The sequence below is a fragment of the Streptomyces sp. CA-294286 genome (genome assembly GCF_050947155.1).
In the GTDB taxonomy this organism is placed as follows: domain Bacteria; phylum Actinomycetota; class Actinomycetes; order Streptomycetales; family Streptomycetaceae; genus Streptomyces.
Window position 1 is genome coordinate 23918 of record NZ_CP192005.1, and the last position, 23851, is coordinate 47768.

Annotated in this window: 17 protein-coding genes; 8 read left to right on the top strand and 9 right to left on the bottom strand. The window is 70.5% G+C overall.

Annotated elements, in window-relative coordinates; translation table 11 throughout:
* Nucleotides 1–5: 5 nt before the first annotated feature.
* From ACQPZG_RS05440 to ACQPZG_RS05455, 4 genes are all read right to left on the bottom strand, one after another.
* Entirely contained in the window at nucleotides 6–1259 is a 1254-nt protein-coding gene (locus tag ACQPZG_RS05440; protein ID WP_433544672.1) for a radical SAM protein, read from the bottom strand.
* 68 nt (nucleotides 1260–1327) lie between these two features.
* Nucleotides 1328–2491 (bottom strand): ATP-grasp domain-containing protein, encoded by a 1164-nt coding sequence (locus tag ACQPZG_RS05445; protein WP_433544673.1) that lies wholly within the window; start codon nucleotides 2489–2491, stop codon nucleotides 1328–1330.
* A gap of 859 nt (nucleotides 2492–3350) precedes the next feature.
* Nucleotides 3351–4505: a glycosyltransferase gene (locus ACQPZG_RS05450; RefSeq protein WP_433544674.1), complete on the bottom strand. Its 1155-nt coding sequence runs from the start codon at nucleotides 4503–4505 to the stop codon at nucleotides 3351–3353.
* The gene (locus ACQPZG_RS05455) at nucleotides 4498–7293 is read right to left on the bottom strand and encodes a bifunctional glycosyltransferase/CDP-glycerol:glycerophosphate glycerophosphotransferase (RefSeq protein WP_433544675.1); all 2796 of its coding nucleotides are present in this window, start codon (nucleotides 7291–7293) and stop codon (nucleotides 4498–4500) included. Before ACQPZG_RS05455 ends, ACQPZG_RS05450 begins: the two co-directional genes overlap by 8 nt.
* Nucleotides 7294–7971: 678 nt before the next feature.
* Here ACQPZG_RS05455 and ACQPZG_RS05460 point away from each other — a divergent pair.
* Nucleotides 7972–9972, top strand: coding sequence for a phosphodiester glycosidase family protein (locus tag ACQPZG_RS05460; protein ID WP_433544676.1), 2001 nt, complete (start codon nucleotides 7972–7974; stop codon nucleotides 9970–9972).
* Nucleotides 9973–9978: 6 nt separating this feature from the next.
* Here ACQPZG_RS05460 and ACQPZG_RS05465 read toward each other — a convergent pair whose 3' ends face one another.
* Nucleotides 9979–11133, bottom strand: a complete 1155-nt coding sequence (locus ACQPZG_RS05465; protein WP_433544677.1) for a pyridoxal-phosphate dependent enzyme — start codon at nucleotides 11131–11133, stop codon at nucleotides 9979–9981.
* Between the two features lie 99 nt (nucleotides 11134–11232).
* A complete protein-coding gene (locus ACQPZG_RS05470) occupies nucleotides 11233–11667 on the bottom strand; it encodes a DUF6653 family protein (protein ID WP_433544678.1) in 435 nt (144 codons plus the stop codon).
* On the opposite strand from ACQPZG_RS05470, the gene ACQPZG_RS05475 reads away from it, so the two are divergent.
* A complete protein-coding gene (locus tag ACQPZG_RS05475) occupies nucleotides 11666–12064 on the top strand; it encodes a hypothetical protein (RefSeq protein ID WP_433544679.1) in 399 nt (132 codons plus the stop codon). The two genes, ACQPZG_RS05470 and ACQPZG_RS05475, sit on opposite strands and share 2 nt — an antisense overlap.
* Nucleotides 12065–12098: 34 nt before the next feature.
* Here the strand turns inward: ACQPZG_RS05475 and ACQPZG_RS05480 are convergent, their stop codons facing one another.
* Nucleotides 12099–12488 (bottom strand): ArsR/SmtB family transcription factor, encoded by a 390-nt coding sequence (locus ACQPZG_RS05480; protein WP_433544680.1) that lies wholly within the window; start codon nucleotides 12486–12488, stop codon nucleotides 12099–12101.
* A 95-nt stretch (nucleotides 12489–12583) separates the two neighbouring features.
* Between ACQPZG_RS05480 and ACQPZG_RS05485 the strand changes: the two genes are divergently transcribed.
* Nucleotides 12584–14560, top strand: a complete 1977-nt coding sequence (locus ACQPZG_RS05485; RefSeq protein WP_433544681.1) for a heavy metal translocating P-type ATPase — start codon at nucleotides 12584–12586, stop codon at nucleotides 14558–14560.
* Between the two features lie 412 nt (nucleotides 14561–14972).
* Here the strand turns inward: ACQPZG_RS05485 and ACQPZG_RS05490 are convergent, their stop codons facing one another.
* Nucleotides 14973–16211 (bottom strand): FAD-dependent oxidoreductase, encoded by a 1239-nt coding sequence (locus ACQPZG_RS05490; protein ID WP_433544682.1) that lies wholly within the window; start codon nucleotides 16209–16211, stop codon nucleotides 14973–14975.
* A 95-nt stretch (nucleotides 16212–16306) separates the two neighbouring features.
* Here ACQPZG_RS05490 and ACQPZG_RS05495 point away from each other — a divergent pair, with 95 nt between their 5' ends.
* Nucleotides 16307–17326 carry a helix-turn-helix transcriptional regulator gene (locus ACQPZG_RS05495; protein ID WP_433544683.1) on the top strand — a complete coding sequence of 340 codons (1020 nt, stop codon included), beginning with the start codon at nucleotides 16307–16309 and terminating at the stop codon, nucleotides 17324–17326.
* A 124-nt stretch (nucleotides 17327–17450) separates the two neighbouring features.
* On the opposite strand, the gene ACQPZG_RS05500 is transcribed toward ACQPZG_RS05495, so the two are convergent.
* Nucleotides 17451–18689: an alpha/beta hydrolase family protein gene (locus ACQPZG_RS05500; RefSeq protein WP_433544684.1), complete on the bottom strand. Its 1239-nt coding sequence runs from the start codon at nucleotides 18687–18689 to the stop codon at nucleotides 17451–17453.
* 346 nt (nucleotides 18690–19035) lie between these two features.
* On the opposite strand from ACQPZG_RS05500, the gene bla reads away from it, so the two are divergent.
* The 4 genes from bla (at nucleotide 19036) to ACQPZG_RS05520 (ending at nucleotide 23714) form a co-directional block, all read left to right on the top strand.
* Nucleotides 19036–19950 carry a class A beta-lactamase gene (gene bla / locus ACQPZG_RS05505; protein ID WP_433544685.1) on the top strand — a complete coding sequence of 305 codons (915 nt, stop codon included), beginning with the start codon at nucleotides 19036–19038 and terminating at the stop codon, nucleotides 19948–19950.
* A 242-nt stretch (nucleotides 19951–20192) separates the two neighbouring features.
* Complete coding sequence (locus tag ACQPZG_RS05510) at nucleotides 20193–21395, top strand: RNA ligase (protein WP_433544686.1); 1203 nt, start codon at nucleotides 20193–20195, stop codon at nucleotides 21393–21395.
* Nucleotides 21396–21398: 3 nt separating this feature from the next.
* Nucleotides 21399–22337 carry an AAA family ATPase gene (locus tag ACQPZG_RS05515; protein WP_433544687.1) on the top strand — a complete coding sequence of 313 codons (939 nt, stop codon included), beginning with the start codon at nucleotides 21399–21401 and terminating at the stop codon, nucleotides 22335–22337.
* A 132-nt stretch (nucleotides 22338–22469) separates the two neighbouring features.
* Nucleotides 22470–23714: a D-alanyl-D-alanine carboxypeptidase family protein gene (locus tag ACQPZG_RS05520; protein WP_433544688.1), complete on the top strand. Its 1245-nt coding sequence runs from the start codon at nucleotides 22470–22472 to the stop codon at nucleotides 23712–23714.
* Nucleotides 23715–23851 lie beyond the last annotated feature (137 nt).

Consider the following 23851-nt stretch of genomic DNA (forward strand, 5'->3'; position numbering starts at 1 on the left):
CCGGGTCAGTTCTGTGAGTCGACGAGCAGCGGCAGTCGGTGCCGCTGGGGGACTCGGGAGACGAGACCGAGCTCCTCGGACAGCTCGGTGGCGAAGCAGCCGTCCTTGTACGTCCCGGAGAGTCTCTTGGCGGTGAACGCCTCGATTTCCTCGTGGTCGAACTCCACGTCGTACGTGACGTTGTCGCCGACCGTGCCGGGGGCGGAGGTGCGCACCAGGATTCCCAGGTGCGGCTCGAAGGTGTTGACGCAGCCGACGACGTCGCCGATCTTCTCGCGACGGCCGTCGGGACCGTCGTAGAGGGTCTCTTCCTGTGCGGGGATGGCTGCGAACAGCTGACGGCCCGCCCGACACCAGCCGACGTGGCTGGGGAAGCCCATGGCCTTGATGCCGAAGGTGCCGAAGTCCTCGCTGACGCCGAGCTGGAAGTCCAGCGGGATCGTGTCGTGGACCCATTTGAAGTCGCGGTACACCTGCTCCGTCTCCTCGCGGGAGAGACGCAGCTCGGGGTGGCGGCCACCGTGGTCGGTGAAGTTGTTGAACCGGACGGTGGCCACGCCCAGCTTGTTGAAGTAGTGGGCGTAGCGCTCCAGGGAGGTACGGCCGTGGTTGTGACGGCCGATGGTGACGCCGATGTTGACGCGGAACGCGTCCTGGGGGTCGATCCCCTCGTTGTACTCGGCGATGCGGCGCAGCACCTTCTCGGTCTCCGCACCGGAGAAGACACCCTTGATGGGGTACGTCTTGTGGTCGACGACCTTGAGGTCCTCGTCGATCACTCCGTGGTAGGTGATGGATATGGTGCCGTAGCCGTTCTTGACGGCCAGATCGAGCAGTTCCCTCCAGTTGTCGGCAAGCAGCGGGCGGCCGCTGGTCCAGGCGTCGCCCTTCTCCATCGTCTCGGTGGGCTTGTGGTCGGACTCCTGCCGGAACTCGCGGTTGTTGGCCGGCCCGTAGATCCGCATGAACTCGCCGTCGTAGGCGAAGCTGTCCACGTAGCGGGGGTAGACGTGGTACCCGTGCGACTGGAGTCCTTCCAGGATGCGGGGGCCCTCCTCCATGGCGAAGGACTTGTCGTAGACCTTCTCGTAGTTGACGAACCAGCAGTGGGTGCACTTCTGTCCGCAGGTGTTCTTCCCCACCTTGGTGTCGAGGTCGAGGTAGATGTGTATGTCCTCGGGCTTGATGTCCCTGAAAGGCATCGAGAAGGGGGCATCCCCGTGGAAGTCGTACGAAATGGGGTGATTCTGCACAGACATGTGTCCTCCATGTGATGACGTGTCGGAAGAGTCGAGGCAGCCGGAGAGCGGCGCGGGGACCGAAGCGGTCAGGACGCCGGGACGGGTGCGGTGGTGACCAGCGCAGCGGCGATCAGTTCCGCGACGGCGGCCTTGCAGGCCCCGATGTCGGCAGCGGTCAGCACCGCCATGCCGAGCCGGTCAGCGGAGGAGCGCAGCGGGTGGACCTCGTCCCCGGGGAGGACCGGAAGGTCCCAGGAATGGATGTCCCCGTGGGCGAGGGCGGGCGAGGGCGCGATGGCCGTCACCCGTCCGGGGGGCGCGGTGAGGAAGACGGTGGCGGCTGCGGGTGCTGCGGCGGTCCCGCGGCGGATTCCGGCTCCGACCGCCCAGCCGAGGGCGGCCTGGCGCCATTCGACTCCGGTGGTGAGCCGGACCAGGTCGGCGATGCCGTCTCCACCGAGCCGGGTATGGGTCTCGATGACGACGACTTCCTCGCCGTCGACCATGACTTCGGTGTGGCTGGGGCCATCGGTCAGGCCGATGGCGTCGAGGAGTTCGCCCACCGCGCGACCAACCAGTCGCTGCGTCGGCGCGTCCAGGGAGGGGGGCGGCATCATGTGGCTGACCTCGATGAACCCGTCCGTGGTGCCTTTCTCGGCGATGCCCACAACGGTGTGCCGGCCGCCTTCGGAGAGCGCCTCGACGCTGAACTCGCGCCCCGTAGCGAACTGTTCGAGCAGGGTCGCCGCCGTACGGCGGTCCGCGGGGAGGTCCCTGACGTCCTCGACGAGGACGACGGAGGCACTGCCGACCCCGTCGACCGGCTTGGCCACCACCCGCCCGTGGGCAGCGAACAGGCGGGCCACCGCCTGTTCGTCGTCGCCTGCCGCGAACGCCGGATTCAGGTGCGGGGCCCTGCACTCCAGTGTCCGCCGCATCTCCAGCTTGTCGCGGGTGACCCGTACCACGGCCGAGTCGACGCCGACCACGCCCAGTTGACGGGCCGCGAGAGCCGCCGGCTCCAGACCGAGTTCGGTCAGGGAGACCACAGCGGCAGGTGCCAGGGGCCGCAGGACCTCTTCGGTGAAGACCCGGAAGTCGGACAGGTCCAGGAAGTCGGTGGTGAGGACCTGGTCGTCGTGGTCGAGGGCGGGAGCACCGGGCAACTGCACGTGAACCACCTTGCACGGCAGCGCCTTCGCCTCCCGGGCCACGGTCGGATTGGCACCGACGACCACAAGAGTGCTCACGGCTCTCGCACCCCTCGATGGTACTTTCGCACAGCGGCCTGACACCCCATCATGCGCAACCTTCTTCCCCCCGCGCCGACAGTCGCTCTACCAGCGAAGTCAGCACATCCTGGCGAATCCGATCAACGAGTGTCAATGGTCTGACGCAGAGTGTGCGCGCAACCTCGCGACCGGCTCGCACACGGTCCGTTGGTGGTACGCCGGGTTCGTCCGGGAGTTGCACGGCAGAGGAATCACCCTGCCGGGAGGCCGACGGGAACACCGGGCCGCGCGGTCAGGACGAACCCTCCGGCCCTCGGGACAGGCGCCGTTCCGTTCCCACGGCGGGGTGCGCGGAGAGAGCCACTGCGTGCACGCGTACTTCTCCGGCGGTTGCCGGACTTACACCGCGCGCTCCGCGGGGCCTTCGTCCTGCCGCTTCTGTTTCACCCCAACGCGTCGTGCGGTACGTGGTGTTGCTTCGGGCGCTGGTCTGCGCGACGGGAGCCGCCGGGCCTTCGGAGCGTGTCCGTACGCCGGCGACGATCCCGGCGATCCGTCCGATGCCCGGTGGAGTTGGCCGAGCCGGCCCTCACTGCGGGGCGGGCCGAGCGCCGCGGCCGTAAGCCGGTCATCGGACGGCCGCCGGACCACTGCCCGCGCGTCACGCTGGACGCGGACCTCCACGTGACGCTCATCCGACGGCAGTATCACCACGTCCAGCTTTCTCGCACTGTTTATGCCCGAGTCGTTCATCCTGTGACGCGGCAGGAAGACCTCGCACTGCGCTTGGAGACGCGGGGTGGGCTGTGACGCCGACCAGGTACTGGGGCTGCCGTACGCAACGCGCTCGCCGCGGGAGCAGCCCCAGGTACTCGGTTCAGCGCTCGACCTGCGCGAAGAGCGTTTCCCATCGGTCGAGGACCCTCGGCAGTGCCAGGTCGGCGACGTGGTCGCGGGCGGCGGCTCCGTAGGCTCGGCGCATCTTTTCGTCGTCCATGAGGGCACCCATGGCCGCGGCCAGGCCCTGTATGTCGCCCGACGGTACGAGAGTGCCGGTGACGCCGTCCTTGACCAGCTCGCGCACTCCGCCCGACAGGTCGAAGCTGACGCACGGAACACCGCATGCCGCCGCCTCCGCGAGAGCCATCGGGCGGCCCTCGCGTTCGCTGCTGATGACCACGGCGGACAGTTCGGCGTAGACGGACTGCATGGACGTGGCAGTGCCCCTGAAGACGACCTGCCGGGCCACACCGAGCCGTGCCGCGGTGTCCCGCAGCATGTTCTCCAGCGGGCCGTCCCCGAAGAGGTGCAGCTCCCACCCGGGCCGCCCCGGCGCGGCTTTCGCAAAGGCTTCGAGAAGCCGGTCAATCCGTTTGACCTGCTCGAATCGGCCCACCGCACCTATCCGCAGCGTGTCCAGTGACGCGGGCTCGTCGGGGTAGAACGGCAGGGGATTGGGCATGACGGAAACATTGGGGATCCGCTGGTTGCGGAATTCCCGAGCGTCGCCGTCGCTGAGGACGAGCGTTTTGTCCAAGGCGGGATAGTGCTTCTTTATCAGCCGGAGATTCGCCGAGGTGCGAGCCTGTTCGAACGACTCATGGTACTGGCCGACCCTTTTGAAACGCCCCCAGTCCATGCCGACTCCCCAGTCCACCGCCCACGGCGAGCCGAAGATGACGAAGCCCTTCTCCGCTTCGCCGAGCATCCTCGCGAAGGATGATCTCGCTTGCTGCCGGTCGACCCGGGCCTCCTTCGCGGCACGGCGCTGGCTGCTGTTCAGCCGTTCGGTCAGTGTGCGCGGACGCCACGCCGGCCTCGCGGGGAGCGAGTAGAGGGTGGAGTGCTTGTAGGAGGGTGCGGCGTTGTAGGGGAAGGGTTCCGGGCTCTTTCGCAGACCGACGAGGCGGACCCGGTGCCCGCGGTCGCCCATCCCCTGGGCCAGGGTGTGCAGCACTCGCTGCGATCCGCCCAGCGAGTCGACGTCGAATCCTACGAGGAAGATGTCCCTCGCTGTCATGCTGTCAGCCATTTCCGTTGCCTCCGAAGAATGCATCGACAACCGTCCGGCTCGCCTGACCGGTCTCGTAGGAGCAGAACATTTCTTGGAATTCCGCGTACTGCTTCTGGTGGTCGGCGGCCGTTGCGTCCAGGTTCTGCAAGGTCTGGGCGAGTTCCTCGGAGGTTTTCAGGAGCGGTCCTGGAGAAATTTCCTCCAGGTCGTAGTAGGTGCCGCGTTCGCTGTTCCGGTAGTTCTCGTAGTCGTCCGTGTACAGCAGAATGGGCCGCCCGGTGTTCGCGTAGTCGAACATGATGGACGAGTAGTCGGTGAGCAGCGCGTCGGAGGCGAGCATCAGGTCATTGACGTCCGCGATGTCCGTTCCGTTGCGGACCGCGTGCCTCAGTTGCGTGGGCACGGTGAACTTGTCGTAGGGGTGGGTTCTGACGACGACCGTCCACTCGTGGCATGCCTGGGCCACGGTCTCCAGATCGACACGGACCGAATCGCCCGAGTGCCGGCCGCTGTCGCGGAACGTCGGCGCGTAGAGGAGCACCTTGTGGTGGTCGGGTATCTCCAGCTCGGCCCGGATCCGGGCGGCTGTGTCCCGCTGCGCCGGCTCGTTGTGGCGCACCAGGACGTCGTTGCGCGGGTACCCGGAGCGGATCGGGTCGGCGGTGGTCTCGAAAGCCGGGATGAAGGTCCGCTCGAATTCCGCACTCGGACACACCAACGCGTCCCAACGGCGGACGGCTGCCCGGAATTCGTCCTGCGATGCCGGGGAGGCGGCTCTGAGCGCGGGGGTGTCGAACCCCATGGTCTTGAGGGTCTGGCCGTGCCAGGTCTGCAGGTAGCGGGTGTGCGGGGGCTTGGGGTACATGTAGGGCAGGTTGTGGGAGTCGACCCAGTAACTCGCCCTGGCCAGAACCCTGGTGTACTCCCAGCTGCCGCGCCGCACCAGGGTGACGTCGTCGGGGAACGAGTCGGTGCTTCCGCTGTACGACCACACCACGTCGATGGGGAGGTTCCGCCGGCGCAGCTCCTCGTAGATGTAGCGCGGGCTGTCGGTGTAGCCGCGGCCCTCGGCCGCCTCGAACAGGGCAAGCGCACGTTTGCGTGGCAGCCTGGCGAGGGCGTCGTACACAGTCGCCTTGCTCTGACTGCCGGTGAGGGTCCGCTTGACGCGGGCGAGTCGCTTCTTGGCCGCCCTCACCTGGGGGCCCAGTGGCTCCGCAGCCGCCAGGATGCCGACGCGGTGCCAGGTGATCTCCAGGCGGCCCGCTCCGCTTTGTTCCGGAGCGACCTTGACCTGATGGGAGCCGATGCCGCGGTAGGTGACGGGGGTCTGGTGGACGGGGACGGCCGCCGGGTGGGTGAGGAGGAGGCTGTCGGTGCGCTTCTTCTTCCCGTGGGAGAGCACGACGACCGGGTGGCGGCGGCAGGAGAGTCCGATCAGGTTCACCGGGATCCTGCGGAGGTCGAGAAGCACCTCGGAGAGGTAGATCCCGTTCCCTTCCGGCTGGAGCTCCATGGGGACGACCATCGGCCGACCCGTGCCGGCGAGCCGCACGCTGGCTTCGAGGCCGTCGGAGAGAGACGGCAGCATTCCGGAAGGGTCGTAGCTGCGTATCCTGAGCCTCAGGACGGGCCCCGCGCATGTCACCGACTCCACCTCGTGCCGGAGGCGACCGCCGGTGAAGGACTGCTCCGACATGTGCCATTCGCTGAGGTCGAGCTCAGCACGCCCCGCCTCGTCCTTCGGAACCGTGCTCCCCCAATAGGTGCGGCCGTCGTCGGCCGCTGTGTGGCGCGGTGCGATCGACGGTCTGCCGAGTCCGCGGGCGGCCTCGACCGCCTCGTCGAGGCGTCCTGCCCGGAGCAGGTACAGGCAGACGCGCTCCTCCCTGCGCAGTCGCGCGTAGGTGTCGAGAGCGATTTCTTCCAGGTACGGGTTGACTGCTTCGGCGAACTCGCTGATCCATGCCGCGTCCCGGAACGGAAGGTCCCCGAGGTAGAGCCTCAGGTCATGAGCGAGGAACTTGTAGTCCTTCTCGCCACGCAGGTCGGCATTTCCCGAGGATTCCAGGTACGCATCACACATGCGAGCGATGGCGATGCGATCCCGCACGTTCTGGATCTTGTGACGGCTGGAGGAAATGGACGCACTGGCCGGAGCCAGCCGCCAGGTGTATATCTCCCAGGGGACCACGCCAAAGGACTTGGCGGAGCAGAACGCCTGCGTAGAAAAGAGCTGATCCTCGTAATGGACCCCCTCGGGGAAGCGCAGGGCGTTTCCGCTGATGAAGTCCGCACGGTAGAGCTTGTTCGTCGACAGGTGGTCGAAAAAGTACTCCGGTGCTGTACGGATTCCCTCGACGACCCGCTGCTCGGTGAAGAGATTGGGATACCAGAGTTCGGTTCTGCCGGTCTCCTCGTAGAGCCGGGTGACCGCTCCGGTGACGAAGTCGGCCCCTGACTCCTCGGCCGCCAGCAGCAAGCTCTTGCAGGCGTGAACGGGCAGCTCGTCGTCGCTGTCCAGGAACATCAGGTACGGGGCCCTGGCCACGCTGATTCCACGGTTTCGCGGCGCGCTGCACCCGCCGCTGTTCTTCTCCAGGCGGACGTAGCGAACCCGCTCCTCGCTCGCTGCGAGCTGTCGGGAGACGTGCTCGGTCCCGTCCGTCGAGCAGTCGTCCGAAATGATCACTTCCACGTTCTGCAAGGTCTGCGAAAGGACGGAACGGACAGCTCTTTGTATTCGTTCCGCATCGTTGTAGACGATGATGATCACGCTTACGTCGGGGACGTCGGTCGCCAACATGTGTGGCCCCTCCGGCTCACGTGAGGAAGCTGGGAAATCCGCCCTGCGGGCCGGTCTGGAGAACGGCTCTGAAGTGCCGATCCCATTCCGGCCTCGACTCACTGCATAGTTCGTTTAGAAAATGTAAGCATTGTTTTCGAGTGCTAGTCTTTCCGACCGTCCGGGGTCCTGCAAATCAAGGCTCGGCCGCACTGCACGTCGTTCCGCCGCTGAGCGACAGTTGGAGGGCTCGTGCTCGAATGCATCGTGTGGCCGGGAGCGCCCGAAAAATCGTGACCACGGCCACGCGGGAGGCACGGCGTCTTCTCGCCGAGGAGCGTCCGGTACGCGTATACGCCTGACCAATGTCCCGGGGATCCGCAACCGACCTGAAGCGTCGTCATGTTGACGATACGTCGTCCCACTCCTCGATCCGGTACCTCCACGGTCACCCCTCGATCACCAGCGCGATGATCCGAACAGCCATTCAGTGTACGTGAGATTCGGCTGTCCCCGAGCCGCCGCGGAGTCCTCACGGTGCGCCCGCGCGCTCATGGCGAGGCCGAACCGCTGGTAGGTGCGGGCACCGCGTGTTCTGCCCGGCGTTTGCCACCTCTCCTGGTTCATTGGTGGGTACAACGGCGATGCTTCCGGTGGTTGGCGTCGGCCCGTGTGTTCGCGCCGATCTCAGGAGAAGTCGTGGGCTCTGGTGTCGCTGGGCGCAGCCTCGTGGTGTTCGCGGCCGTCGTCGCTCTCACCATGGGCGCGATGCCCCCGTCCCCTGCCGCCGCTGCCCCTCGTCCCGGGTCCGGCAGCGTCGTCGAGGTGCCGCGGCCGGTGGCGGCGCCGTCCGGGGGCGCGGGCGCACCCGGGCGGGGAACCGTCGGCCCGGGGCGACTCCGCACCGTCGCCGACGGAATGGAGACGGCGCGCGTCTCGCGGCCGGTCGCCCCGGGTGTCCGGCTGACCTCGTACGACCGGCTCGAATCGGACAAGCGGCTACGCGTCGACATGCTCTCCGTAGACCTCCGCGCCGGTGTCGCGCGGGCCGACCACCTCTCCTCGGGCAAGGTTTCGGAGCGCCGCACGGTCTCCGAGCTGGCCGCCCGGCACGACCCCGGGCCCGGCCGCCGTACCGTCGCCGCCGTCAACGCCGACTTCTTCGACATCTACGGGACCGGGGCGCCCCAGGGGCCCGGTCTCGCGCGAGGCCGGTTGGTCCACTCCCCGGCGACGGGCGCCCACCGTGCCGTCGGCATCGGGCCCGGGACGGCGGGGCGCCTCCTGCGGCTGTACTTCGAAGGGAGCGTGACCCTTCCCGGCGGCCCCCGCGCGCTGGACGCGTACAACGCGGCCAATGTGCCCCCCGGTGGCATCGGCGCGTACACGGCGGGCTGGGGGAGCGCCGACCGGGCGCTCACCGTGGACCACGCGACCCCGGTCGCCGAGGTCGCCGTACGCGGCGGACGGGTCGTGTCCGTGACGGACCGTCCCGGGCGCGGAGCGATCGCCGGCGGCACGACCGTACTGCTCGGCAGGGAGGCGGGCGCGGCGGAGCTCGCCGCGCTGCGCCAAGGTGACCCGGTCACCTTGGAGCACCGGCCGCGCACCGACTCCGGACCGCTTCCGCGCACCGCCGTCGGCGGACGTGAACTGCTCGTCGTGGACGGACAGGCGCAGGTCCACGAGGGCAGGGGCAACAACACCGCCGCGCCGCGAACCGCGGTCGGCTTCTCGCGCGACGGCTCCTCGATGCGGCTCATGACCGTCGACGGCAGGCAGGCTGCCAGTGCCGGCGTCACCCTCACCGAACTGGGCCTGATGATGAAGAAGGCCGGAGCGTACAGCGCGCTCAACCTGGACGGCGGAGGCTCCTCCACGCTGGTGGCCCGCATGCCGGGCAGCGACAGGCTCCGGGTGGAGAACAGCCCCTCGGGGGGCCGCGAACGCGCCGTCCCCAACGGCATCGCCCTCACCGCGCCGGACGGCAGCGGGCGGCTCCAGGGCTTCTGGGTGGAGCCCCGTACCCGTGCCGATACCGCCCCGACCGTGGACCCTGTCAGGGGCGGCCGCCCCGAGCGGGTCTTCCCCGGGCTGACCCGCCGACTGACGGCCGCCGGACACGACGAGACCTACGGCCCCGCCGGCGGCGCTCCGAACTGGCGGACCGTACGCCCCTCGGTGGGCCGGGTCGACAGCCACGGCGTCTTCACCGCACGCTCTCCAGGCACCACGGAGGTTCGGGCCGAGCTCGGATCGGTCGCAGGCGGCACGCGGCTCACGGTCCTCGACCCGCTCGTCGGCATCCGACCCACCACCCGGCGCGTGGCACTCGCCAACGCCGGGGCATCCGGCACCTTCGGCATCGTCGGGTTCGACGCCCACTCCGTCGGCGCACCGGTCGAACCGCAGGACGTGCGGCTGGAGTACGACCACTCCCTCTTCTCCGTCACCGACGACGGGCAGGGCTCCTTCACCGTGAAGTCGCTGACGGGCAGCGGCGCCGGACGGATCACGGCGCGCACCCTGGGGCTCACCACCACTCTTGCCGTCGGCGTCGGCGGCAAGGAGCAGCCGGACGCCGGAAGCGACGACGCCCTGTCATGGACCTCCGGGCAGGTGCGGAGAGAACGGCTCGGCTCCGGCTGTCCGCGCAGGGCACACCGGAACCGGACGCGACCTGCGCTGCCCGATTGCTGAGCGGCGTCACCGTGGTCCGGCGAACACCGCGGCCATCTTCTCGGCGGACTTCAGCCCCGCGCCCGTGAGCACCACCACGGTCGTCTGTCCCGGAGCGATCGCCCCGGTCGCGATGAAGTGGTCGAGGGTCGCCGCGGCGACGCTGCTGGTCGGCTCCGCGTACAGGCCCCGCGCGCTCAGGGCGCGGACCGCTGCGTGAATCTCCGTCTCGGGGACGGCGTAGGCCGCGCCGTCGGAGCGGCGGATGGCCTCCACCGCCTCGGGCAGCCGGACCGGGTGGGCGAGGGACGCGCCTTCGGCGATGGTCGGCACCCGCTCGCCGCGGTCGGCCGGGTCGATGCCGTTGTACGTGTCGGCGATGGTCGCCCAGTGCTCGGGCTGTCCGACGAACAACCGCGGGCGCCTGTCGATCTGTTCGGCGTCGAGCAGTTCACCGAACGCGAGATCGCACCCGATGATGTTGCTGCCTGCCCCGGCCACGAGAACGACGTTGTCCGGCGCGGTGAAGCCGAGGGACTCCCACATCTCGTAGGCGATGGTCTTGGTGCCCTGAAGGAACATGGGGTGCCAGTTGTGGCTGGCGTAGGGGATGTGCTCCGACTGTCGGATCGCCTCGTCCGAGACTTCGCCGCGGGTGCCGTGCACGACCTCGATCTCGGCTCCGTAGGCGCGGGCCTGGAGGATCTTGGCCGCCGAGGTGGCGGCCGGGACGATGATCTTCGCGCGGATACCGGCCGCGGCGGCGTAGGCGGCCACCGCGGACCCGCCGTTGCCCGAACTGTCCTCAAGCACGCGCTTGGCGCCGTGCGCCGCGAGGTGGGACATCATCACCGACACGCCCCGGTCCTTGAAGCTGGAGGTCGGGTTGAACCACTCCAGCTTGAAGTGGACGCGTCGGCCGGCCCAGTCGACAGGAATCATCGGCGTACACCCCTCGCCCAGGCTCACCCGGCGGGCGGCCGGGACGGGCAGCGCCGCGTGGTAGCGCCATACGGACCGTTCGGAGGTGTCGATCTGCTCGGGGCGCAGGCCCGGCAGTGCACTGACGGACAGGGGGCTGCCGTCCTCGCCCCGCCAGCGGGGATCGTCCAGGGAGTAGCGCTTTCCGGATCGGTCGTACAGGTCGGGGGCGGCGACGGCTGAAGGCTGTTCGGCGTTCATGGGCGGTTCCGGTTCTCCTCGCTCGATGTGCCGTCGTGCTGTCGTGCTGCCGTGCCGCAGGTTTTGCACAGTCGGCACGGACAGTGGCACTCAGCGGACTCATCGTTGACGGCGTTCGAGGTAACGGGTCATCAACTCCCAGTACACCAGGGTCAGGGCCATCTGCGCACCGGTGGCCGACGCGGCGGCGACCGGCCGACGCCGGTACGCAGCAGCCACCGCGACGACCGAGGCACCCGCGGCCGAAGCGTTGACGACCAGGGCCAGGTCCTTCGGCCGCTCCGCGATCCACTGCTTCTCACCGAGAATCGCCCGGGTCGACCAGGCCCGATCATCCGCCGGTTCGGGGAAGAGCACCGGATTGAGCGCGAACCACGTCGTCGTCGCTGCCGCGTGCGGCCAGCTGCGGGTCCACACGGGCAGCAGGACCAGCGGAGTGGTGGCCCAACGCGACCACGCACTCCAGGGGTTGGCGTGTCGCGCCCAGACGGTTCGCCGTACTCGGGCGAGCCGGATCGTGAGATCGCTTCTCATGGTGTGGCCTTTCCGGGACGTGATCCTCCGTCACGCCGACCAGACTTCCCGGCACACCCCGGCCGACGATAGGTCACCCGTGCCGGGCGGTCCAGGGGCCCCACGCGGCATCCTCGACTCGGGCGGCGACGCCGGTTTCGCCGGGCCCGCGCAACGCCATCGGGCTCTGGGACGGCCACGAAGTACATCCACGTACATCGACGCCGCCGTCTACCAGCGCCGGACCTGGAGGGAGTCGGGAGAGCACTTCTCCCGCCTGCCCCCGGTACAGCACCGCGACCGGAACCTGCTCGGCCACAGCTTCACCGTCATCGTCCCGGGTTTCCGCGCCCTGCACCCGCTGCTGCCCGCCCCTCGACATGCCGAAGTGGTGGAGAGGGGGGCGGTGCAGGGCTGAACCGGCGCCCAGCCGGGCTACGCGGGGGCCGCCGTTACTGCCCGGCCGCAGCCGGGTCGGAGGCGCGCGCAGGGGCGTCGCGGACGCCGAGTCGCAGGTGCTCGACGTGATAGAGCGCCTGGTCGAGGAGTTCGGCGACGTGGCTGTCGTACAGGGCGTAGACGATCGACCGACCGTGACGTTCGCCGGTGACCAGGCCGAGGTTGCGCAGCAGACGCAGTTGGTGGGAGCAGGCGGAGGCTTCCATGCCGACCGCCTCGGCGAGATCGCTCACCGAGCAGGCGCCTTCCTGGAGGCGGGCCAGGATGTGCAGCCGGGACGGGGTGGCGAGGGCCTGGAGGGTCGCTGCGACGTCGGCGGTACCCACGGCGTCGAGGCGCTCGCGTGTGGTGGCGTTGCTGGTGGTGCCGGTTCCGTGACCCATGGAGCCATCATACCGATGACACATGAAGACCTGTTCATGTATTCCTGTATGGTGGTGCCGTCGTCCCCGGTTCGCCCCTGAAGGGTTGTTTTGTCATGTCTTCTGTTCTGGACCAGCGGGCCGCGCCGCCCGCCGCCGCGTCGCGGTCGGGGGCGCCGATGCGCCGGACGCGCTTGCTGGCGCTGCCGGAAGCCCGGTGGGCGCTGGCGGCCCTGGTGCTGTTCCTCCTCGCGCTGCCCGTGCACCTGCTCGGCGGGCCGGCGTGGCTGTCGGGCACGCTGTTCGCCGCCACCTACTGCGCCGGCGGATGGGAGCCGGGGTGGGAGGGTCTGAAAGCACTCAAGGACAAGACCCTGGACGTGGACCTGCTCATGGTGGTGGCCGCCCTCGGCGCGGCGGCGATCGGCCAGGTCCTCGACGGCGCGCTGCTGATCGTCATCTTCGCCACCTCCGGCGCCCTGGAAGCCGTGGCCACCGCCCGCACCGCGGACTCCGTACGCGGCCTGCTCGACCTCGCTCCCACCACCGCGACGCGGCTGCTGCCCGACGGCACCGAGGAGAGCGCCGACACCGCGCACCTCGCGGTCGGCGACACCCTCCTGGTCCGCCCCGGCGAACGGGTCGGCGCCGACGGTCGGGTCCTGGACGGCACGAGCGACGTCGACCAGGCCACCATCACCGGCGAGCCGCTCCCGGTGGCCAAGCGGGCGGGCGACGAGGTGTTCGCCGGCACCGTTAACGGCACCGGCGCCCTGCGGGTGCGCGTCGAACGCGACCCGCGGGACTCGGTGATCGCCCGGATCGTCAAGATGGTCGAGGAAGCCTCCGAAACCAAGGCCCCCACCCAGCTGTTCATCGAGAAGATCGAGCAGCGGTACTCGATCGCCATGGTCCTGGCGACCCTCGCCGTCTTCACCGTCCCGCTCGCGTTCGGTGACGCGCTTCAGTCCGCACTGCTGCGGGCCATGACGTTCATGATCGTGGCCTCGCCGTGCGCGGTCGTGCTGTCCACCATGCCGCCGCTGCTGTCGGCGATCGCCAACGCCGGACGGCACGGCGTCCTGGCCAAGTCCGCCGTCGTCATGGAACGCCTCGGCCAGGCCGACATGGTCGCCCTGGACAAGACCGGCACCCTCACCGAAGGCACCCCGCGCGTCACCGACATCCATCCCTTCCCCGGTACGAACCTGGACGAGACCGCCCTGCTGGCCCTGGCCGCCGGAGCCGAGAACCCCAGCGAACATCCCCTCGCGCGGGCTGTCGTGGACGCCGCCCGCGAGCGCGGGCTGCCCCTGCACGAGGCCGTCGGCTTCTCCTCCGTCCCCGGCGAAGGCGTCTCCGCCACCGTCGAGGGCCACGCCGTCCGGGTCGGCTCCCCCGCACGGCTGCTGAACGCCGCCGCTCAGGCGTCGCACCACAAGGCGGTGGCCGACCTGGAGAGCGCCGGGCGCACCACCGTGGCCGTGCTCCGTGACGGCATCGTCGTAGGGGTGCTGGGCATCGCGGACCGGCTGAGGCCCGACGCACGGGCGACCGTCGCCGCGCTCACCGGACTGACCGGCCGCACCCCCGTCCTGCTCACCGGTGACAACGAACGTGCCGCTCGCCACCTGGCCGCAGAGGTGGGTATCACCGACGTCCGCGCCGGGCTGCTGCCCCAGGACAAGGTGGCGGCGGTGAAGGTGTGGGAGGCCGAAGGACGCAGGGTGCTGGTCGTCGGCGACGGCGTCAACGACGCGCCCGCACTGGCCGCGGCCCACTCCGGGATCGCGATGGGCAAGGCGGGCTCCGACCTCGCGCTGGAGACCGCCGACGCCGTCGTCGTCCGCGACGAGCTGGCCACCATCCCCGCGATCGTGCAGCTCTCCCGCACCGCGCGGCGCCTGGTGATCCAGAACCTGGCCATCGCAGGGACGTTCATCACCGCCCTGGTCCTCTGGGACCTGATCGGCACTCTTCCCCTGCCGCTCGGCGTCGCCGGACACGAAGGGTCCACCGTCATCGTCGGCCTCAACGGCCTGCGCCTGCTGCGCGAAGCCGCCTGGCCCCGCATCGCCGGAGACGCCACGTGAGCGAACGGATCCGCGACACCGTGCCGCGGGCGGGGGCGGGACGGAGCCAAGGTGCGGGGACGGAGGTGGAGGCAGGTGCGGGGGCGGGGCGGGCGCGGGGGCGGGGCGGGCGCGGGGGCGGGGCGGGCGCGGGGGCGGCACGGCCCGCGTTCACCGGCTGTCACTGTTGTCGCCGTGGGACCGCGAGGGTGCCCGGCTCCGACCGCGTAAGGGTGGCTGCCCGGGCGAGGACGGGAAACGTCACCAGAGCACGTGAAGCTTGCGGCAGCCGCGGGAACCGGCCCTCGCGCATGCGCATCCTTCCCGTTCCGCGCAGTCCCGCCTCCGGGCGCAGGTCCGTTCCGCGTACGGGCACAGACTTGTTCCGGGTACGGACTTGTTCCACGTACGGGCACAGGAGTCGCGCGGTTCGTCAGTGACGTAGCCGGGCAGCTGCGGCCAGAATCGGGGTGCTCACGACGGTGGCCGCGGCGCCGAGCGTGGTGTCGGTGGCCAGGATCCACCGGACGGTCCTCATGGCCCGAGTGAGGACTTCGCTGCCGCGTCGGCGCATGTCGGCCTCGAAGTGAGCCACCGCGTCGGTGAGGGTTGCGGTGCCGTTCGCCACGGCGCTGAGATGCGTGAGCAAGCCGGCGGCGTCGCGGATGGCGGCGCCCGCTCCCATGCCGGCGGTCGGCGGCGTCGCGTGGACCGCGTCGCCCAACGCGGTGATACGACCCGTGGGCCAGGGTGCGAGATCCTCTGCGCGGGTGGAGGCGGCGTTGAAGCGGAATCCGGCCATGCTGTGCGGGTCGGCTCGGGCGATGACGTCGAGTGTGTGCGCCGCCCAGCCCCGCTCGCGGAATCCGTCCAGCAGCGCGGCCCGCAGCTCGTCGGCACGCAGGTCGCGCAGCGAATCGGTTGCGGTGGATTCGGGGAACATGGCGCCCCAGATGTAGGTGGGTTCGGTGGTGACCGACATCCGCAGCTCGGGGACGTCGAGCGCGGTGTTGCCGACGGGGTCCAGGAAGCCGATGTAGAGCGCTCCTCCGCGCGGGCCGATCGCCATCCCCGATCGTGGCCCGATGCGCTGGTGCTCACCGGGGCCGAGGTCTCGCCGAAGGGTGCGGCCGGAGAACCCGACGATGCCGGCCGGCCTGTTGGTCGGGCCTCCCGCCAGGTGGCGGGCGACGACGGAGTGGGAGCCGTCCGCGCCCACCACCAGGTCCGCCGAGACCGGCTCCCCGTCGGTGAACGACACTCGGGGCGCGCCGTGGCCGTCGTGATCGACGCCGGACACCTCGCGTCCCAAGTGCAGGTCGTCCCCGACGGCTTCGGCCAGCAGCGTCCGCAGGGTGATCCGATCGACGTCGACACTCGCACTGTCGCCGAGGTCCGGCCCGAGGCCCAGCAGCCTGCCGCGGCGATCCCAGATCGCGTCGCGCTCGCGCAGCCGCAGCGCCGACCCCGAGGCCAGCAAGCGCTGCATGATCCTCGGTTCCACCAGAGCTTCGAGTGCCGTCCGCGCCCGCCCGTCCAGGGTGATGTGGTAGCCGCCCGTCGCCGCCACATCGGTGTCGCGGTCGAACACCGCCACCTCGAACCCCCGGCGACGCAGCCCCGCCCCGAGGGCGAGCCCGCCGATCCCGCCGCCCACCACGACCACCCGCATACCCGACCGTCCTTTCCCCGCCGCTCACCGAACGGAGCCCACCCTGACACCGGTAGTGGCCACCGAACGGCCACTACCGGTGTCAGGGTGGGACGATGGCGCACACCTCACACCGGGCCCTGCGGCTGTTGTCCCTGCTCGGGTCAGGACGGCAGTGGTCGCTGCGCGAGCTGGCCGACCGGCTCGAAGCAAGCGCACGTACCGTCCGGCGCGACATCGAAACCCTGCGAGCGCTCGACTACCCGATCACCACCGTGCGCGGCCCGGACGGGGGCTACCGGCTGGAGGCCGGACCGGACCTGCCGCCGTTGCTGTTCGACCAGGAGCAGGTCCTCGCCATCGCGGTGGCCCTCCAGACCGCGCCCAGCACCATGTTCGGCCTCGGGGACGACGCGGCACGGGCGCTGGCGGCGCTGCACCAGGTGATGCCCCCTGCGCTGCGCGCATCCATGGAGTCCCTGCGCCTGACCCGGCTGCAGAACTACTGGGAGTTCCCCGCACCGCCCATCGACCCGGCCGCCCTCACCACCGTCGGAGCCGCGGTGCGCCGCCGCCACCTCCTCGTCACCGAGACACTGCGCCCCGACGGCACACGCCCCGAACCCGGTGATTCCGACTACGCGCCGGCCCGCCGCGTCGAGCCGCACCACCTGGTCGTCTGGGCCGCCCGGTGGTATCTGGTCGTCTACGACCTCCAGGACGACGCATGGCGAGTGCGTCGCGTCGATCGGCTGCACCCCCGCACCACCACGGCGCACTTCGCCGCCCGCCCGCTTCCGCACCACGACCTCGCCCATTTCGTGATGAGCACGCACGACCGCGAAGACACCCCCGCCGTCTGGCCGTGCACCGGCTCCGCCCGGCTCGACCTGCCCGCGCGCATCGTGGCTCGCTGGGCCCCGGGCGGCTCCGTCGTGGAACACCTCGACACCGCGTCCTGCCGCCTTACTCTCGGCGCCTGGTCCTGGGCCGGCGTCGCCGGCATCCTCGCCACCTTCGACGCCGAACTCACCGACCTCCATCCACCCGAACTCGTTCACGCATGCCGCCGGCTCGCCCGCCGATGGGCCGCTGTCCCCGGCTCCGAGGACCTCGGGCCTCCTCGTGCGCAGTAGTGCAGTAGTACTGGCGGACCACGACGTCCCGGAGAACACACGCGGCGGTGGCTCCATCCGGCTGAGCCCCAGCGTGCCCGTCGACCACGGTGTCGCCGCGCGAAGCCGCGAGGACACGACAGCGTCAGTTCCGCGCCAACTGCCGGAACCAGCGCAGCACTTCCGCCGTGCCCCGCACGTTCGATCCCAGGTGTCGCGACCCCTGGTGGACGACCGCTCCCAGGTCCACCACCTTTGGCTCGACTCCCCGGCTCCGCAAGGACTCCGCGCAGTGCGCCGTGTTGGCGGTGGTGGCCTGCTCGTCGTCGACGGCCATGTACAGCCGGACCGGCGCCCGGGGCGTCCAGTCGCGGCACACACTGTCCGTCTCGCGCAGGGCGTACGCGAGACCGCCCCGAGGGTGGGCCAGCAGGTCCAGGCCGTAGGGCGTGAGCAGGTCGCTCAGCGAGTCCGGTGTGCCTTCGAAGAGCTGACGTCCGGTGTGCTCCCCGTCGAAGAGCGCTTCGACGGCGGGGACCCGGAAGACCTCGGCCGGATCGTCGTACACACGGTGGACGCGGTTGAAGGCGACCAGCGTGTACGCCGCGTAGATCACGCTCGACTTCCGATCCAGCTCCCCCGCGAGCAGCGCCGGGAGTTCCGCTCCCCCGAAGTCGTACGCACCGCTGATGGGCGCGAGGGCGCCGAGCCCGAAGTACCGGTCCTCGCCCGCCTGCAGGCTCCGGCCGAGACCGAGGGCGGCGGAGGCTCCCTGCGAGAAGCCGGTGACCAGGACCTTCCGGTCGAGGGGGTGGAAGTCGCGGGCCGCTCGGAGCAGGTCCAGGGAGGCGGACGCCTCGGACGGGACGTGCATCCAGGGGTGCGGGCCCGGCCCCTTGCCCATCCCGAGGTAGTCGGGCGCCACGGCGGCGAACCCGGCCGAAGCGTAGGCGACGGGCGGTGCGGTCAGGAAAGTACCGCGCTGCATCGACGGTGCGTCGTCGCGGTGGCTGCCGGTGCCGTGCGCGAACGACACGGCGCGCAGCCGTCCTTCGCGGCCCCGCGGGAGGACGAGCAGACCGCTGGCCGTGGTCGGGCGACCCTGCGGGTCGATCGTCCGGTAGGTGAGGCGGTGGGCGACCACCCCATGGCGCACCTGGGAGGCGTCGAAGCCCGCCTTCGTCAGCTCGGCCGCGACGGCTCCGCGGGTTTCCAGGCTGTAGAGCCGCTCGGCGTGCAGCAGGGTGCCGCGGTTTTTCTGGTGCGAGGACGGTGCGACGTCGACGTGGGCCGGTGCTGCGTGCGCACCCGTGGCCCCGACTACGGGGCCGACGAGCATGACGGCGCAGGTCATCACGGTGCTGAGGCGGCGGCGTGCAGGCACAAGAGTCTCCTCAAGTCGGTACGTACGTTGTTGAGTTGACTCTCTCCGTCGCGACCGCCGCACGCACTGGTGCAGTCCCCCGAGGCGCACGGGGGCTGTCCGGCGCTCGCTGTATCCTGCCTGCTCAAGATCCGCAGCATCGGAAACGAACGCTCCCGCACCGGCTCTCCGAGTGAGCACGGGTACTCATGCGTCCGTGAGTGATACGGGGGGCGGTGACGGAAAGTCAGTGGACGGGTGCCGCAGGGCAGACGGCGCGTCCGCAGCGCGTCCGTCACCGCCGGCGCATGTGTTGATCATGTCGCGGACTCCACAGAAACCTTCCCGCCTCCGAAAGGGGAACGCCTTGCGCACCGCAGGATCACGTCCGTCCCGCCGCACCGCACTCGCTCTCGGCTCCGGTACGGTCCTCTCCGTAGCCCTGTCACTCGGCGGAACGGCGCACGCCGTGACTGCCGGGCCCGGACTCACCGCGCGGCTGAGGAAGCTTGAACGGGAGCACGACGCCCGCCTGGGCGTGTTCGCCCGCGACATGCGCACAGGCAGGGTGGTGGCGTACCGCGCGGACGAACGCTTCCCGATGTGCTCACTGTTCAAGACCATCGCCGCCGCGGCCGTGCTGCGTGACCTCGACCAGAACGGGGAATTTCTTTCCCGGCGCATCCGGTACACCGCCGAGGACGTGGCGAACTCGGGCTACTCCCCCCGTACCGGCATCGCCGAGAATCTCCAGAACGGCATGACCGTCGCCCAACTGTGCGAGGCGACCATCTGTTACAGCGACAACACCGCGGGAAACCTGCTGCTCCGTGAGCTGGGAGGGCCGACCGCCCTCACCCGGTTCTGCCGCTCGATCGGGGACGGCAGGACCCGGCTCGACCGGTGGGAGCCCGCACTCAACTCGGCGGAACCGTGGCGTGTGAGCGACACCACCACTCCTCACGCCATCGCCCGGACCTACGCGCACCTCACGCTCGGGGCCGCTCTCGCACCCGAGGACCGGGAACGGCTCACCGGCTGGTTGCTCGCCAACACCACCAGCGGCGACCGTTTCCGCGCCGGTCTCCCCGCCGACTGGATCCTCGCCGACAAGACCGGTGGCGGGAGGTACGGAAGCAACAACGACACGGGCATCGCCTGGCGGCCCGATGGCACCCCCGTCGTGATGTCCGTCCTGACGACCAAGCACCGGGAGGACGCACCCGCCGACGACGCACTGGTGGCCAAGACCGCCGCGTTGCTGGCCGCGGAACTCGCCTGACGCTGCGCCGGGAGGACGGGGCAACCCCGTCACGCAGCGCGCCAACCAGATTCGCAGCGCGCGGAGTTCGGCTCGGCGGGGGAAAGCGGCTGAGTCCCTGCGGCGTCGTCACGAACGGGCCGCAGGGTCATCCCGCCGCAGCGGGTCCAGACCGACCGCGGGACAGCCGTGACGTCGGTTAATCGTTTCCACTGGCACTGGTGTTCGCGGCAGGATGAAAGGAATCAGCCAGGAGAAGACACATGATTCCCGCCCGTATCCCGCTCGACCACCTCATGCGGTCCGACGACCTCGCCAAGGCCGTCGACGTCGGCCACGTCTCGCGCAGGACGCACCCCGAACTGCCGCTGTCGATCTACGCGTACACCCGGTCCTGCCAGTACGAACAGGCCTGGAGCCAGGTGACCACGCGGTGCAGGGGGCTGGTGGTCGACGACCTGAGCGGGGAGGTGGTGGCACTGCCGCTGCCGAAGTTCTTCAACGCGGCCGAGCACGGGCTGGACCGTCCGTACGCGCCGGCGCTGCCCGACGAGCCCTTCGAGGTGTACGACAAGGTCGACGGCAGTCTCGGCATCGTCTTCCACTACGCGGGGCGCTGGCACGTGGCGTCCAAGGGGTCGTTCGTCAGCGAACAGGCCCTCTGGGCGGGCCGGTTGCTCGCGGCCCGGGACACGGGCGGGCTGGTGCAGGGGACGACGTACCTCGCGGAGATCCTCTACCCGGAGAACCGTGTCGTCGTGAACTACGGCGACCGGCGCGACCTCGTGCTGCTCGCCGCGTACGGCGCCGACGGTACGGAGGTGCCGCTCACCGACGCCGCGCGGGAGTGGCAGCCGGTAGGTTCGGTCGTGCGGCGGGGCCCGGCGGTGCCGCTCGCCGAACTGGTGGAGATGAGCACGGCGAACAGGCTGCCCGGTGGCGGTACCGCGACCGGCACCGACGCGGAGGGCTTCGTCGTCCGGTTCGCCTCCGGTCTGCGCGCCAAGGTGAAGATCGCGGAGTACGTGCGGCTGCACAAGGTACTGACCGGCGTCACCGAGCGCGACATCTGGCGCGGGCACGGGATCCGGCGCTTCCGGGGCCGTCCGCCGAAGCTGGTGGCGCAGGCGGTGGGCTGCTCGGTCGCGGAGGCGACGGGGACCAGCCCGCTGGACGATCTGCTGGAGCAGGTGCCGGACGAGTTCGACGCGTGGGTGCGCGGGGTGACCGACCGCCTGGAGCGGGCGCTGGCCGAGCGGGAGAGGGGCATCGACCAGGCGTATGCGACGATCGCTCCTCTCGGCGGCGACCGGGCCGCGTTCGCCCGGTCCGTGCAGGAGCTGGACGACCGCACGATGCGCGCCGCGATGTTCCAGCGGCTGGCGGGAAGGCCGACCGACCTGCTGGTGTGGCGGTCCCTGAAGCCCGGCGCCGCCGACCCGTACCGAACCGATGAGGACAGCTGAATCATGCCCGTGGTACATGTGATGACCGGCCTTCCGGCGTCCGGCAAGACCACCGCCGCCCGCGCGCTCCAGGCCGGTTCCGAGGGCCGGATGCGGCGCGTCAACCTGGACGACCTGCGGGCCATGCTCGACCTGCCCGCTGCGCGTGAGCGCGACGGGACCCCCGAGGGGCGCGCGCGTTCCTTCGCGCGTGAGCAGACCGTGCTCGCCGTGCAGGACGCGGCGGTACGGGCGGCCGTGGACGGCGGTTTCGACGTCGTCGTCGACAACACGCACCTGACGCAGCACATCCCGAAGCGGCTCAAGGCGGCGGTGGCGGGGCAGGCCGCGTTCGTGGTGCACGACTTCACGGAGGTGCCCGTGGCGGAGTGCGTGCGCAGGGACGCCGCGCGCGCGAACCCCGTCGGCGAGGACATCATCCGCCTCCTCGACGACAAGCACCGCAAGGCCACCAAGGGGGGCTGGCGGCTCACCGAGGAGTGGCTCAACGACATGCCCGAGGTGACTCCTTACGTTCCCGATCCGTCCCTGCCGTCGGCTGTCATGTGCGACATCGACGGCACGCTCGCGCTGACCGGGGACCGCGGACCGTACGACTTCACCCGCTGCGGTCTTGACGTGCTGAACCCGTCCGTGCGGGACGCCCTGTGCGCGTTCCGGCAGGCCCACGGGGACGTGCTCGTGCTGCTGTCCGGGCGCGGCGAGGAGTTCCGGGAGCAGACCGAGGAGTGGCTGGCGCGGCACGACGTGCCGTACGACGAGCTGTGGATGCGGCCGGCGCGTGACCAGCGGCGTGACGACGTCGTCAAGGCGGAGCTCTTCGACGCGCACGTGCGGCGGCGGTACGCGGTGCGCGTGTCACTGGACGACCGGGACAGGGTGGTCGAACTGTGGCGCCGGATGGGGCTGCCGACCTGGCAGGTGAACTACGGCAGGTTCTGAGCACGCTGTCCGCTGCGGCGGTGCGGGGAGCGGTGGACGGGCCGGCGGGGCCGTGCGTTCCGCGTCGCGGGGGTGGGAAATTCCACTGCCGAAGCGCGGAGGCCATGATTCCGGCTGCGTTACGTTCAAGTGATGCGCCCCTTCGCCTCCCCTTCTCTGCGGCATGTGCTCGCTGTTCTGGCTGCCACCGCGGTCACCGCCCTCGCCGGGGCCCCTGCCGCCGCGGCGGGCGGGAACGACGCGGCGAGGACGCTGCCGGCGCACATGTCGACGGCCGGCGGCGAGCTGCTGGGCAGGCCGGGGCCGCAGGTCGGCGCGGGGGCGCCCGCGCTGCCGCACGGGATCTCGGCGCTGTCGTGGATCGTCGCGGACGCGGACACCGGCCAGGTGCTCGCGGCGGCCAACGCGCACTGGGCGCTGCCCCCGGCGAGCACGTTGAAGATGCTCTTCGCGGACACGGTCCTGCCCGTCGTTCCGCACGGCGTCCGCCACCGGGTCACCGGGGACGAGCTGAGGGGCATGGGCGCCGGTAGCAGTGCGGTGGGCGTCGTTCCCGGGCAGCAGTACGCGGCCGCCGACCTGTGGCGGGGCGTGTTCCTGCGGTCCGGGAACGATGCCGTGCACGTGTTGGCCGCGATGAACGGAGGCGTGGCGAAGACGGTCGCGGACATGCAGAAGCGGGCCGAGGACCTCGGCGCGAGGGACACCCAGGTGCGCAGTCCCGACGGCTACGACACTCCCGGTCAGGTCTCGTCGGCGTACGACCTGGCGTTGTTCCTGCGTGCCGGACTGAAGAACGCGGACTTCAGGGAGTACTGCTCCACGGCCGACGCGGAGTTCCCCGGCGGGCCCGGCACCAGGGGCAAGCCGTTCGGTATCGCCAACACCAACCGGATGCTGTCGGGCATCGGCGGGGTGGCGAAGTACCCCGGTCTGATCGGCGGCAAGAACGGTTACACCACGCACGCGGGCAACACGCTCGCCGAGGCGGCCCGCCGCGACGGCCGCACCTTGCTGGTGACGGTGATGAACCCGCAGACGCACCGGCCCGACGACGTGTACACGCAGACGCGCTCCCTGCTGGACTGGGGGTTCTCGGCCGTCGGCCGGGCCGCTCCGGTCGGCAGCCTCGACCCGGTCGCGCCGGCCCCGGCCGCTCCTCCGTCCCCCCGGGGAGCCGGTGGCGCCTCCGCCGCCGAATCCTCGTCGGCGCCGCTCGGCGCGCTGGGCTGGACCGGCGCCGGGGCGTCGGCCGTCGTTGCCGGCGGTGCCGTCCTGCTCGCCGCCCGCCGCCGCGGGAGCGGGCGGGTCCGGGCCGGGCACGCCGCTGCTCCGGCTGCTCGACGGGCGGGTACGGGCCGGCGTCGCAGGGGGTGACGCGGGCGGTGGCACGGTCGCTGCGCCGGGTGGCCGACCGGTCCCGGGGGCGGTGATCCACCGGGCCCGGGGGCGTTGTCAGTGGTGGCGGATATGTTCAGTCGTGTCCCGCTGAACAGGCACGGAAGTGCCTTTTG

What these genes read in the sequence shown, in the direction of transcription:
- ACQPZG_RS05440 (WP_433544672.1), bottom strand. Translation starts at nt 1,259, where the DNA reads ATGTCTGTGCAGAATCACCCCATTTCGTACGACTTCCACGGGGATGCC.
- ACQPZG_RS05450 (WP_433544674.1), bottom strand. Translation starts at nt 4,505, where the DNA reads ATGGCTGACAGCATGACAGCGAGGGACATCTTCCTCGTAGGATTCGAC.
- ACQPZG_RS05455 (WP_433544675.1), bottom strand. Translation starts at nt 7,293, where the DNA reads ATGTTGGCGACCGACGTCCCCGACGTAAGCGTGATCATCATCGTCTAC.
- ACQPZG_RS05465 (WP_433544677.1), bottom strand. Translation starts at nt 11,133, where the DNA reads ATGAACGCCGAACAGCCTTCAGCCGTCGCCGCCCCCGACCTGTACGAC.
- ACQPZG_RS05475 (WP_433544679.1), top strand. Translation starts at nt 11,666, where the DNA reads ATGGTGTGGCCTTTCCGGGACGTGATCCTCCGTCACGCCGACCAGACT.
- ACQPZG_RS05470 (WP_433544678.1), bottom strand. Translation starts at nt 11,667, where the DNA reads ATGAGAAGCGATCTCACGATCCGGCTCGCCCGAGTACGGCGAACCGTC.
- ACQPZG_RS05480 (WP_433544680.1), bottom strand. Translation starts at nt 12,488, where the DNA reads ATGGGTCACGGAACCGGCACCACCAGCAACGCCACCACACGCGAGCGC.
- ACQPZG_RS05485 (WP_433544681.1), top strand. Translation starts at nt 12,584, where the DNA reads ATGTCTTCTGTTCTGGACCAGCGGGCCGCGCCGCCCGCCGCCGCGTCG.
- ACQPZG_RS05490 (WP_433544682.1), bottom strand. Translation starts at nt 16,211, where the DNA reads ATGCGGGTGGTCGTGGTGGGCGGCGGGATCGGCGGGCTCGCCCTCGGG.
- ACQPZG_RS05495 (WP_433544683.1), top strand. Translation starts at nt 16,307, where the DNA reads ATGGCGCACACCTCACACCGGGCCCTGCGGCTGTTGTCCCTGCTCGGG.
- ACQPZG_RS05510 (WP_433544686.1), top strand. Translation starts at nt 20,193, where the DNA reads ATGATTCCCGCCCGTATCCCGCTCGACCACCTCATGCGGTCCGACGAC.
- ACQPZG_RS05515 (WP_433544687.1), top strand. Translation starts at nt 21,399, where the DNA reads ATGCCCGTGGTACATGTGATGACCGGCCTTCCGGCGTCCGGCAAGACC.
- ACQPZG_RS05520 (WP_433544688.1), top strand. Translation starts at nt 22,470, where the DNA reads ATGCGCCCCTTCGCCTCCCCTTCTCTGCGGCATGTGCTCGCTGTTCTG.